Annotated in this window: 2 protein-coding genes; both read left to right on the forward strand. The window is 45.7% G+C overall.

The genetic code is table 11. The features are described 5' to 3' along the window. Nucleotides 1-4 precede the first annotated feature (4 nt). The gene (locus MHI33_RS02370) at nt 5-10693 is read left to right on the forward strand and encodes a non-ribosomal peptide synthetase (RefSeq protein WP_340908801.1); all 10689 of its coding nucleotides are present in this window, start codon (nt 5-7) and stop codon (nt 10691-10693) included. A gap of 44 nt (nt 10694-10737) precedes the next feature. Continuing rightward, the gene (locus MHI33_RS02375) at nt 10738-14571 is read left to right on the forward strand and encodes a non-ribosomal peptide synthetase (protein ID WP_340908804.1); all 3834 of its coding nucleotides are present in this window, start codon (nt 10738-10740) and stop codon (nt 14569-14571) included. Nucleotides 14572-14590: the final 19 nt, after the last annotated feature.

Below are 14590 nucleotides of genomic sequence, written 5' to 3' on the forward strand. Positions count from 1 at the left end.
ACATATGAGCAAGCAGAAGATTCAAAAGGTATATCCTTTAACACCCATGCAGGAGGGCATGCTCTATCATGCCATGCTAGACCCTAATTCCTCCTCTTATTTCACACAGCTTGAGCTTGGAATAAGCGGAGAATTTGATCACGCTCTTTTTGAAAAAAGTCTCAATGAGCTCATACGGACATATGACATTCTCCGTACAGCCTTTGTTTATCAACAATTACAAAAGCCTCGTCAGGTTGTACTGGCTGAACGTCATCTCGATGTGTATCGAGAGGATCTATCACATCTGAATCATCAAGAGCAGCAAAAGGTATTGGATCAATATAAAAAACAAGTGAGAAAGCAAGGATTTCATTTAACAAATGATCTGTTATTGAAGGTCGCTGTTTTTCAACTAAATGAAACAAATTGGCATCTCATTTGGAGCAACCATCACATCATCATGGATGGTTGGTCCATGGGTGTTTTAATGAAAAAACTGTTTCATTACTATGAATCTTTTCGGAACGGTCGAACGCCGGATCGCTCACAGGGTAAGCCTTATGCAGATTATATCCAGTGGCTTGGAAAGCAAAATAAACAAGAAGCGGAAAGCTATTGGCAGGAGCGTCTAGATGGAGCGGTTCAGCATCAAGGGCTACTGCAGCAAAAAGAAGCGAACGGACAATACGACCATCAGGAATGGACATTTACATGGGATGCTCAAACGGTACAAGCCATTCAAAATGTAGCAAGACAATGCCAAGTGACAGCCCCGAACCTGTTTCAGGCGGTCTGGTCTGTTCTTTTAGGCACCTATCATGCAGCTGATGATGTCACATTCGGCACCGTTGTATCGGGCAGACCTCCAAGTGTATCTGGAATTGAGCGCATGGCAGGGCTGTTTATCAATACGATACCCGTTCGAGTGACATTGGATCAGAAGCAGACGTTCAAACAGTTGTTTCAAAAGGTACAGCAGCATGCATTGGAAGCGGAAAACTATGATTTTATGCCGCTTTATGACATTCAGCAGAAAACAGCTGCTGGAGGGCAGCTCTTTGATCATTTGGTTGGGTTTGAAAACTATCCTTTAGATCAGGAGCTGTCTGGTGACACCATGTCTGCGCGTCTTGGTTTTTCCATTGATGTAAAGGACGGATTTGAACAAACGAATTTTGACCTAAATGTCCTTGTGTATCCCGGTGAAACGTGGACATTGAAAATCAAATACAACGCCATAGCTTTTGAAGAAAAGGTCATTGAAAACATATCGAAACATCTAACTAATCTCATGAAGCAAATCATCCAAAACACTGATGTACGCCTTCATGACGTGACATGTATCACGGAAGAAGAGAAGCAACAGATAAAAGCGTGGAATCAGACGGAGCGAGATTATCCGAAGCATCTGTCTATTCCTGAGCTGCTCAAAGAACGTATGAAGGCGCAGCCTGACCATCTGGCATTAGTTGAAGGCGATCAAACATTCACGTACGAGGAGCTCGGACAAGAAATCAGTCGTTTAGCTGGCAGTCTTATAGAGAAAGGCGTACAGCCAGGAGATGCTGTCGCAGTGTATATGAATCGATCAGCTGATGCGGTGATCGCCATCTTAGCAGTTCTACACGCAGGGGCAGCTTATGTACCAATTGACCCTTCCCAGCCTGAGGAGAGAATCCGATGGATGCTTGAAGATAGCGGCGCATCCATTTTGCTTCATGCTGACAGTCAGCCGCCAGTTGATGAACAGATCAAGGCTGTACATGTGACGAGTAAGCCTCATCACTCACACATGGATGTATCAGCCCAGACGTCTCCATCTCACTTGGCGTATATCATGTATACATCTGGATCAACTGGACAGCCAAAAGGGGTGCAAATTGAGCATCAGCATATTGTGAGATTGGCTTGCTCTCAGGAGAAATTAGGCTTGAATAAGTCGGATAGTATGGCGCATACAGGAGCGGTCAGCTTTGACGCCATTACCTTTGAAATCTTTACCACGCTACTGGGTGGTGCGACGCTGTATCCTGTTGACCGTGATACTTTATTGGATATCAATAGATTCGAACAATTTATCCAAACACATCAGATCTCGGCGCTCTTTTTAACGACTGGGTTATTTAATCAGCTCGCTCAGCAGCGGCCGCAAATGTTCAAAGGATTAACCACATTAATTACAGGCGGTGACGTGATCAATGTGAAGAGTGCGGAGCTTGTGAAACAGCATCATCCAGCACTTGTCTTGCTGAATGCCTATGGTCCAACAGAAAATACAACCATCTCGACCATTTACGAAGTAAGAGGAGATGAAACGGGTCCGATTCCAATTGGTCAGCCGATTAACCATTCGTCGGCTTATATTTTAGATGATGATCAACGATTGCAGCCAATTGGAGCGCCAGGAGAGCTGTATGTTGGCGGAGATGGTGTCGCAAGAGGGTATCTCCATCGTCCAGATTTGACCAACCAAGTATTCTTGGCAGATCCTTTTAAGCCGTCAGGCCGTTTGTATCGAACAGGGGATTGGGCTCGGTATGGCGCGGATGGCCAGATCGAATTCCTCGGCCGGACAGATGATCAAGTGAAAATTCGAGGCTTCCGTATTGAGCTTGGTGAAATTGAAACAGTGCTTCAGCAAAAAGCGGGCATAGATGATGCGGTTGTGCTTGTCCATTCGTTTTCCTCAGATGAAAAGGAAATCACCGCTTACTTCACAGGGACAATGACAGAAGAAGAAGTGCGAGATTTATTTAATCAAGAGCTCCCGGCTTATATGGTGCCGCACCATGTGATGAAGCTGGATGCTTTTACACTCACATCGAACGGCAAGGTAGATCGAAAAGCTTTACCAAAGCCGGACGAAGCGCATCAGGAGAAAAAGGAAATCATTCCGCCTGAGACGGAGACAGAAAAGGCACTCGCTCAAATTTGGGAGGAGCTCCTTGGAAAAACGGTCGGAGTAGATGAACATTTCTTCATGGCTGGCGGGCACTCTCTCAAAGCGATGATGATGTCTGCGAAGATTCAAGAGGTGCTACAAAAGGAAGTGCCGATTCAAGTGATTTTTGAGAAGCCGACGGTTCGTTCATTAGCGGCATATATCGATCAGGATGGTCAAGAAGAAATGGGACATCCGATTATACCAGCAGAGCAGGCGGATGAATATCCGGTATCACCAGCTCAGCGTCGTTTATACATTTTGCAGACACTCGAACCAGACAGCACGAATTATCATATTCCAATCGTCTTAACGCTTGAAGGAACACTCCAATATCAGCGGCTCAAATCAGCGTTCGATCAGTTGATCCAAACGCATGAAATTCTAAGAACGAGTTTTCATATAAATGGAGAAGACATTGTTCAAAGAGTGAATGATTGGACGGCATTTGATCTTCCCGTCCATGACATCAAGGAAGAAGAGGCGGAAGCATTTCTTTCTGAACGTCAGACGCCATTTGATTTAACAGCGGCACCCCTTTTGCGAGCTCAGCTGTTGAAGGTCAGTGAAAACCGTCATCTTCTCGTCTTGGAAGCGCATCATCTCATTACAGATGGCAGCTCCATGAAGACGTTCATACAAGATTTGGCGAAGGCCTATGATGGCGAAGCTCTTGCAGAAAGAACCATTCATTATAAAGATTACGCTGTCTGGCAGTTAAGTGAAGAAGAGACGGAGAAACAGAAGGAGCATGAAGCCTATTGGCTGAAGCAATTCGAAGGAGACTTGCCAGTATTAGAGCTGCCAACGGATTATTCGCGTCCAGCGGAACGTGATTTTTCAGGAGAACGATTCATGTTTGGCTGTGATCAAGCGACGACTCAGCGGATTCATGACCTGCTTCAGAAAACAGATACGACCATGTACATGTTCTTGTTATCTGCTTTTCAGGTGCTGCTTGCCACCTATAGCGGTCAGGAAGATATCATCGTTGGTTCCCCTGTTGCAGGACGGACACATCCTGATATACAGGACATGCCAGGGATGTTTATCAACACCGTTGCGATACGCGGAAAACCAGAGCAAACGAAAACATTTTTACAGCTGCTTGAAGAAATAAAAGAAACGAGTGTTGATGCTTTTGCTCATCAAAGCTATCCGCTTGAAGAGTTAATTGCACGTCTTCCGTTAGATCGTGATACAACCCGAAGCCCGCTCTTTAGCGTGTCATTTAACATGCAGAACATGGAGGTTCCCGCGCTAAAGCTCGGTGACCTGCACATTTCGCCTTATGCCATACAGCATCACTCAGTCAAATTTGACTTGTCTCTAGAAGCATTTGAACGAGAAGGAGCATTAAAGCTGAGCTTTGACTATGCAGCGGCGTTATTTAAAGAAGAGACGATCCGCAGATTCGGAACTCATCTTCTTGCGATTATTCATGAAGCGGTCCAACACCCGGAGGAACAGATCGGCTTGCTCCCTATTCTTGAACAGCATGAGCAAATAGAGCGGTTGGAGAAAAAAGACGAAGTGCAAACAAATCATCATGAGCCTTTCCACGTCCAACTTTCACGTCAGGCAAAGGAAACACCAGATGCCATTGCGGTGATGGATGATCAACGGAAGCTCACTTACCGCGAGCTGGAAGACATGTCAAATGCAATTGGCAGTGAACTGAAGATACGAGGCGTCGAGAAAGAAAAGACTGTAGCGCTGATTCTTGATCGCTCTGTCTATGTCATCGTTTCAATGCTTGGTGTGATGAAAGCAGGAGGTGCATTTGTACCAATTGATCCGGCCTTCCCTGCGGAACGTATCAACTACACATTAGAAGATTCAGGTGCACAAGTGATCGTAACAAATGAGTCTCTTGCAGGGTCCTATCAACATCACAAGTCGATTCAGGTCGTGCAGATTGAAAAAGCAGTACTACAAAGCCGCACGCTAGATTTGCCGGAAGCATCAGCCGATCAACTTGCGTATGTGATTTACACATCTGGGACAACAGGAAAACCGAAGGGTGTTCAGCTCACGCATCGTAATCTATCACACTACGTTAACTGGCTGACAAATGAGGTGACATTGCAAGAATGCGATCGGACGGCACTTCTTTCTTCTTATGCATACGATCTTGGTTACACAAGCATTTTCCCTGTCTTAAAGGCAGGAGGAACCCTGTATGTGCCTCGTGAAGATGTGTATACAGACCCGGTACGACTCATGCGTTTAATTGATGAACAAGAGCTGACTTATATCAAAATGACACCATCCTTATTTCATATGATGGCAGATTCGAAAGATCATGCATTTAACGCTTTACGCCTTGTCATACTTGGAGGAGAACCGATTGTCTCTGAAGACGTTGAGATATTTATGGAACAGCATCCATGTGTGGCTGTGATGAACCACTACGGCCCGACAGAGACAACCATTGGAACTGTGACCAAGCTGATCATAAAGCAAGAGCTAGGCGAATTGAAGGATCGCTCTGTGATCGGGCAGCCAATTGCTCACACAAGAGCGCTCGCACTCAATCGTCAGCAGCGCCTCGTTCCGTATGGTGCACATGGAGAGCTTTATATATCAGGGGAAGGTGTATCGAGAGGGTATTTGAATCAGCCTGAATTAACGGCAGAGCTTTTTCTGGAAAATCCGTATTTTCCTGAAGAGCGGATGTATCGTACAGGAGATTTGGTCAGACAGCATGCAAATGGAGACATTGAGTTTCTCGGAAGAATAGATGATCAAGTGAAAATCCGCGGCTATCGTATTGAGAAGCAGGAAATTGAGCATGCCGCACGTGCACGATTATCCATTCAAGATGTGTATGTCAAAGTACTTCATATGTCCCGTTTACCAGAGCTTGCACTTTATTACACGTCGCCTGAACCGATTGGAACACTGACGTTTAGAGAAAAGCTTGCGGAGACACTGCCGGATTATATGATCCCAACGTACTTTGTCAAAGTCGACCACATCCCGCTCACGCAAAACGGAAAGGTAGATGCGAAGTCTCTGCCGCTTCCGCACGAGGTGCATATGAATCGCGCGGTGCATGTAGCACCAGAAACGGCACTTGAGCAGACGCTTTGCGATATTTGGTCAGAAGTACTTGCGGTTGAACAAATAGGTGTGCATGATCACTTCTTTGAATTGGGAGGTCATTCCCTCAAAGGCATGGTGCTCATTTCAAAAATGCAAGCCAAGCTGAACAAGCATGTGCCGCTCAAAGTCCTTTTTGAAAAGCCAACGATACGCGCGATGGCAGCTTATTTAGAAGAAGTGGGTTCCTCGGACATGACATCCATTCAGCCGGCGGAGAAGCAAGATTTCTATCCTGTCTCTTCTGCTCAAAAGCGGATGTATGTGTTGCAGCAGCTGCATCCAGAAGCAGTGACTTACCATATGCCTGCCGTATTGATGATGGAAGGCAGTCTAGATGTAAAGCAGCTAGAAGAAGTGCTGCAAGCCTTGATCGAACGACATGAATCATTGCGGACAGCCTTTGTAGAAATTGATGGCGTACCCGTTCAAAAAGTGTATCGCCGAGTGCCGTTTACGTTAGAGGTTGTTGAAGTAGAGAAAGGTCATGAGCAACCTGTCATAGACGCATTCATCACCCCATTCTCATTACATCAAGCACCATTAATGAGGGCAAAGGTGGCGAAGCTTTCTGAAGAAAAATATATGTTCATGATGGATATGCACCATATCATCGCAGATGGTGTCACACGCAGTCTGCTCATTCAAGAATTGGCAGAGCTGTATGAGAAAAAGACGTTACCGCCAGTTCAGCTGCACTACAAGGATTATGCAGTATGGCAACAGGAAGAAAAGCAGCAAGCGCTGCTCGAGAAACAGCGTCAATATTGGGTGGAGCAATACGCAGAGCCACCTGAAGATTTGGCACTGCCACTTGATTTTCCGCGCCCTCATGTACAGTCATTTGAAGGAGACCGAGTCGATAGATGGTTATCTTCTGAAAAGGTGCAGACCATTAAAGCACTCATGGCTGAAAAAGGTGTGAGCATGAACATGGTCATGCAAACGGCATTTGCTATTTTCCTTTCCAAATTAACTGGGCAGACAGATATCGTTATAGGCGCTGTCACAGCAGGACGTACACATGCTTCAATCGAACGGGTTCCAGGCATGTTTGTGAATACACTGGCTCTTCGACATGAAGTGCAGCTCGAGGAAACGACAGCACAATTACTTGAAAAAATGAAAGATCGAAGTCTATCAGCCTATGAACATCAAGAATTTCCGTTTGAGGAATTGGTGGCACAGTTAGATCTGCCGAAAGACACGAGCCGCAACCCATTGTTTAGTGTCATGCTGACAACGGATGACCGTGATATGACGTTACCGAATCTAAATGGACTCAAGCTTTCGCAAAAACAGCAAGAGACAGTTCATGCAAAATTTGATGTAACGCTCGGTGTATTCGAAGAAAAGGACCAAGTGGGCTTACGCTTTGAGTATGCAACAGCGCTGTTTAAAAAGAAGACCATTCAGCGTTGGAGTCGATATTATGAACAAATTATAGACGAGATGCTGGTGAAGCTAAATGAACCAATTTCATCGCTTTCGATCTTAACAGAAGAGGAAAAACAAGAGCTGATCAATGAATGGTCAGGTCCTGTCCTAAACGTTCCGTCAGATCAAACCGTTCATGCACTGATTGAGGCTAAAGCATTTGAAGCACCGAAACAAAAAGCGGCGACCTTCTGCGGAACAAGCTGGACGTATGAGGAACTGAACAGCCGTTCAAATACAGTCGCTTCAAGACTCATCTCAAACGGCATAAAACGAGGAGACCGTGTCGGTATTTTCACTCGCCCATCACTTGATATGACGGCAGCCGTCCTTGGCGTCCTTAAGGCAGGTGCGGCATTCGTTCCAATTGATGCGGATTATCCTGATCAGCGCATTGCTTATATGCTGGAAGACAGCGGGGCAGAGGTTCTTCTCATGCAAAAAGGACTGACTGCACCATCTTCATTCAGAGGTCATGTCCTGTTCATAGAAGATGCCGTAGAAGGTGAAGCTCACGATGTTCAGGTTCATGTCAAACCAACAGATCTCGCCTATATGATTTACACGTCTGGAACGACAGGACAGCCGAAGGGTGTCATGGTCGAACACCAGTCCCTTGTGAATCTTGCGTTCTGGCACAATGATGCCTTCCAAGTGACCAATGCGGACCGAACCGCCAAATATGCCGGCTTTGGCTTTGACGCCTCTATTTGGGAAATGTTCCCGACATGGATTGCCGGCGCAGAGCTGCACATCATTGATGAAGCGATTCGTCTCGATATGATCAAGCTCAATGCGTATTTCAATGATGAAAATATCACCATTGCGTTCCTGCCGACCCAGCTAAGCGAGCAGTTTATGTCAATGGATAATCATTCTCTGCGTTACTTACTAACAGGCGGAGACAAGTTGAAACAGGTAAAACCAGTTCCTTATCAACTCGTGAATAACTACGGTCCAACAGAAAACACCGTCGTGGCGACAAGCGGGATCATCAATCCAGATCAAGGTACGCTTCCGATTGGAACAGCGATTGCTAATACTCGTTTTTACATTATGGGTTCGTTATATGATCTCTCGCCGCCAGGCGTACCGGGTGAGCTTGTGATCGTAGGAAAAGGACTGGCAAGAGGGTACTGGAATCTTCCGGAGGAAACCAACAAACGATTTGTCTCAGATCCATTTTATTCAGGTGAGCGTATGTACCTGACAGGCGACTTAGTGAAATGGACGGAGGATGGCGAGCTGATCTATCTCGGCAGAAAAGACCATCAGGTCAACATTCGTGGCTTCCGGATTGAGCTGTCAGAAATTGAAGCTCAGCTTCTTGAATTGAATTCAGTCAAAGAAGCAGTTGTGACAACGGTGAAAGATGCCAGCGAACAAGATGCGCTTGCCGCTTACGTCATCACAGATGAAGAAACGGCCGACATGAAAGAAAGTCTAAAACGCACGTTGCCAGACTATATGGTGCCTTCATGGATCATCAAGCTTGACCAACTGCCGATGACGGCAAATGGCAAGGTCGATCTGAAAGCATTGCCAGCACCTGATATGGAAGCGAACCAAACAGCATACGAAGCGCCAAGAGACGAAGTCGAAACGCTTCTATGCGGCATTTGGAAAGACGTGCTTGGCGTCAGCCAAGTCGGCATTCATGATCACTTCTTCTTCCTTGGTGGAGACTCGATTAAAGGCATTCAAATGGCAAGCAGGCTCACACAAGCGGGCTGGAAGCTTGATATGAAACTACTATTCCAGTATCCAACGATTGCGGAGCTACGCCCATATATCGAAGAAGCTGATCAACTGACAGCTGACCAATCATCGGTTGAAGGGGAAGTCATGTTGACTCCAATTCAACGCTGGTTCTTTGAACGAACATTCACTGACCAGCATCATTGGAATCTCTCGATGATGCTTCATGCGCCAAATGGATTTGACCTTTTGATGACAGAACAAGTGATGCAGAAATTACTTTCACATCATGATGCACTGCGCATGGTATACAGGCAAGAGGATGGCAGCATCCTGCAATACAATCAGCGCGAGCTCACTGAACCAATTGCGGTTATTTCTCATGATGTCTCTAAAGAGCACGACATGAAAAAAGCCATTTCCACCTATGCCAACGAGTATCAGCGTCAGCTGAACCTCGAAACAGGTCCGCTCATGAAAGTGATCTGTTTCCGTGCAAAAGATGGCGATCACTTACTTATCGTGACACACCATCTTGTGATTGATGGTGTCTCATGCCGAATTTTACTAGAGGACTTTATGTCTCTTTATCAACAGGCAGTTCAAGGACAAACAATCGTCCTACCGCCTAAAACCCACTCCTTTAAAGAATGGGCAGAGGCGATCGAACGATACGCACAGTCCAAACCGTTAAAAAGCCAAAGTGAGTACTGGAATGAGATTGACAGGACCCCAATCACCACTTTACCTGTTGATCATAAAGTAACGAAAAGAAAAGTTGCTCAAACAAAAGCAGTACAGATGCAGCTTTCAGAGTCTGAAACCGAGCATCTTTTGACCGACATTCATCTACCGTACACAACGGAAATGAACGATATTCTTCTATGTGCGCTCGGTCTTGCCGTTCAGGAGTGGACAGGTGAGTCCCATGTACATGTGCAGCTTGAAGGTCATGGAAGAGAGGATATTTTATCAGGACTGGATGTCTCCCGCACGGTTGGCTGGTTTACGAGTATGTATCCAGTCGTACTGAAAGCAAAGCCGGATCAGAGCATAGCTGAGGAGATTAAAGGAACGAAAGAAATGCTGCGGCGTGTCCCGAATAAAGGGATCGGCTACGGGATTTTAAAATATCTCACTGAGTCGTCAGGAAAACATGTACAACCTGAAATCAGCTTGAACTATCTTGGGCAGATTGATCAGGAAGTGACGACAGAACTCTTTGGACCATCCACCTATGATATGGGACGACAAGCAAGCCCTGATTCAGAAGCTGTCTATAAGCTGAACCTCAGTGGTCTTGTTCAACACAATCGATTCATGTTGTCTTGTTCATATTGTTCAGATGAATATGATGAAGAGACGATACAGCAGTTCATGGCATTGCTAAAGGAAAAAATACAATCCATCATGACTCATTGTTTAGCGCAGCACGAACGAGAATTTACGCCAAGTGATTTCTCTGCTGGTGACCTTGATATGGATGAAATGGACGATATATTTGACATGCTTGAGGAGAAATTGACCTAACAACATGAGATCAGTCATAAAAACGGGAAGGGAGGATGAAATAGATGAGTTCATTTAAAAGGGATCAAGTTCAAGACATGTATTATCTGTCACCGATGCAAGAAGGCATGCTGTTTCATACCCTCCATCACCAAGAAAAGGGCTTTTATGTAGAGCAAATGGATATGAACGTAAAGGGTACACTGCGCCATGACTTACTTGAGAAAAGCATGAATGTCATCGTGGAGCGATACGATATTTTTCGTACCGTATTTCTCCACGAAAAAGTGAAGCGCCCTGTCCAAGTTGTGCTGAAGAAACGTCCTATTACGCTTGATGTGGTGGACATGCAGAATCTTTCTGAAGACGAACAGCTTGTACGTCTTGAGACATTTAAACAACAGGATCGCCTGAGAGGATTTGACCTTTCGAAGGATGCTCTCATGCGGGCAACTGTTTTCCAAACGGGCCCTGCCAGCTATCGCTGGATATGGAGCTATCATCATATCCTTCTTGATGGCTGGTGCTTTGGGCTTGTGGTGCAGGAGTTATTTGCGATTTATCATGCCCTTTTACATGACATCCCTTACAAGCTGGAACCGGTTAAACCGTACAAAGAATATATTCAATGGCTTGAAAAACAAGATAAACAAGCATCACTTCAATATTGGCAGCAATCATTAGCCGGGTTTGATGGGCAATCTACCTTTAAAGAACAGAGAAAGCAAACGAATGAACATGAATTAGGCGAATTGGAATGGTCGATGAGTAAGGCAGAAACGGCTGCTTTATCAGAGTTAGCGTTCCAGCAAAATGCAACGTTAAGCAGTGTGCTGCAATCGGTCTGGTCAATTCTGCTGAGCAGATATCAGCGTTCAAATGATGTGCTGTTTGGCACGGTTGTGTCGGGGCGTCCGGCAGATTTGGCTGGTGTTGACAGAATGGTTGGCTTGTTCATCAATGTCATCCCAAGAAGAATTCAACTGACAGATGACATGACATTCCGTTCTCTTCTGTCAGAAACGCAGCAGCAATCTCTTGCGGCTGAGCCGCATCAATATATTCCGATTTATGATATTCAGGCAAAGACAGGTCATCAGCCACTCATTGATCATATTGTCGTGTTTGAAAATGTCCCAGCCGCAAAGAAGGACGAGCAAGAGGCGCGGTTAGGGTTTACTGTGGAAAACATGAATGTGTATGAAAAATCGAACTATGATCTCAATTTGCTGGCATCACCAGGAGAACAATTGCAATTGAAGCTGGCCTTTAATCAACAAGCATTTGATCCTCAATTTGTTCAACGGTTAAAGGAGCAGCTGAGTCTATTGATGAGCGAGGCGATCAAGCATCCTGATCAATCGGTTCATACACTTACACTTGTCACGAAACAGGAAAAGCAGCTGATTCTTGAGGAATGGAATGCGCCCGAGCTTGAGCATGACCAGCTATATTTGTCGAAATGGTTTGAGCATAATGTCCGCAAACAGCCGAATGCGGTCGCATTATCAGCAGGTGAGCACACGATGACATATGCGGAGCTGAATGAACAAGCCAACCGATTGGCAAGACATTTGCAAAAAAATGGGGTCGTGCATCAAACGGTCATCGCCATTTTAGCCGGCCGCACGCCTGAACTAATTGTCAGCCTGCTGGCTGTCTTAAAAGCAGGTGCAATCTATGTGCCTATTGATCCCGATTATCCCGAAAGCCGCATTCAATACATGCTTAAAGACAGCGGGGCAACGCATCTTCTGACTCACTCATCCTTTATCGGTCAAGTGAAGGCACTTGCGTTTGATGGAAAGTATCTGTTTGCAGATGATCAAGAAATTTCACTGATGAGCTCAGAGAATCTGCCGCTTGAAGCAGGCTTACACGATACGGCTTACATCATGTATACGTCTGGTACAACAGGTCAGCCAAAAGGCATCATGACGACCCATTCGAATATTGCCCGGGTGGTCAAAAATACAAACTACTTAACCATTTCAGAAACAGATACACTGCTGTCATTATCCAACAGCGTATTTGATGGCTTTACATTTGATGTGTATGGCGCACTTTTAAACGGAGCAAAGCTTGTCCTGCCGAAAAAAGAGACCATTTTAAACATGGGCGAGCTGACGGGATTGATTAAAAGGGAAAACATTTCTGTCATGTTTGTTCCAACGGCATTATTTAATCTCCTTGTTGATGAAGAAACCGACTGGATGCGCAGTGTGCGCAAGGTGCTATTCGGCGGAGAGCGGGCATCGGTACAGCATGTGAGGAAAGCCTTTGCTGTCATGGGGAAAGGCAGACTCATCAATGTCTATGGCCCAACCGAATCAACAGTATTCGCCACTTATTACCCAGTCGATGAGGCTCTGCCGATGGAAGCCCGTTCGATTCCAATCGGAAAGCCGCTCAACCAGACGGGTGCTTATATATTGAGTCAGCACAGGCAGCTTCAGCCGATTGGAATGGTCGGAGAGCTTTGTCTGAGCGGCAAAGGGCTTGCGAAGGGGTATTTGAATCGTCCTGATCTGACAAAACAAGTCTTTATCGCGCATCCATTCGCTACGGGAGAAAGGCTGTATCGTACAGGAGACTTGGCTTATTTTCGAACGGACGGTTTGATTGAGTATGCAGGCAGAGTGGATGATCAGGTGAAAATTCGCGGTCACCGAATTGAGCTGACAGAAATTGAAGCCCACCTTCTCATGCATCCAGGTGTAAAACAAGCGGCCCTTATAGCTGATCAGCATAACACGCAGCATACAAGGCTGCTCGCCTATATGACGTGTGAGGAGGAGTGGAAGGATAAACTGGATGTGATCAAATCAGGGCTGAAGGGGAAACTTCCGGCTTACATGCAGCCTCATGACCTGATCAGACTTGAGAAAATGCCACTTACGCCAAATGGAAAGGTTGATAAACGTCAGCTGCCAAAGCCAGAGGTGTCTCAAGGAAACCGTCATGTGAAGCTTCCGATAAATGAGGTAGAACAAAAGCTACTTGTGATGTGGCGGGAAGTGCTTGAACGAGAAGATATCAGCACAGATGACCATTTCTTTGAGCTTGGCGGGCATTCATTAAAAGCGATGTCGCTTTTATCCAAGGTGTCAAAGGAATTCGATGTTCAGGTGCCCATTCACTTGCTGTTTGAGACGCCTACCATTGAAGCAATCAGCCGTTATATTCAACAGCAGGATCAGAAAGCCGCCGGCTATCTTGTATTCAATGAATCTCAAACGCCAACAGTCTTTGCTCTACCGCCATTACCAGGCTATGGCTTTATCTATCAGGAAGCCGCAAAAACGCTCGATGGTGTTCGTTTGATCGCCTTTGACTTTATTGAAGCTGATCACCGAATCACGCAATACGTTCAGCATATCCAGCACCTTCAGCCTGAAGGGCCGCTGACTTTGATGGGTTACTCTGGCGGGTGCTACCTAGCCTTTGAGCTTGTTCAATCGCTCGAACAAGCAGGGCGGACCGTCGAAAAAGTCATCATGATCGATTCCTATAAGAAAATAGGAGAAAGTGATTTAGAAGGACGATCCATTGATGAAGATATTGCCGCGATCGTCCATCAGTCGAGGCAAAGTGAACTGGCCCAAGCGGAGCTCATTCAAGACGAGCTTGCTCAAAAAACGAGGGCTTACTATGAAACTTTTGTTAAGGGGGTGAACCAGGGAGAGATACAAGCAGACATTGATTTTATCCAATCCGAAGAGCACATCGCGATACCAGACTGGATGGAAAGTTGGGAAGCTGCGACGACCGGCGCTTATCGCCAATATCAAGGCTATGGTCAGCACGCGGACATGTTCAAAAACAAAGAATGTGCCGCCCGAAATGCACAGCTAATTAAAGAAATAGTCCATCATAAAAATAGAGAAATAGTCTTGTAAACTTTAGATGAGGCAGGGG

This window comes from Bacillus sp. FSL K6-2971 (assembly GCF_038006405.1).
Taxonomy (GTDB): Bacteria; Bacillota; Bacilli; order Bacillales; family Bacillaceae; genus Bacillus; species Bacillus pumilus.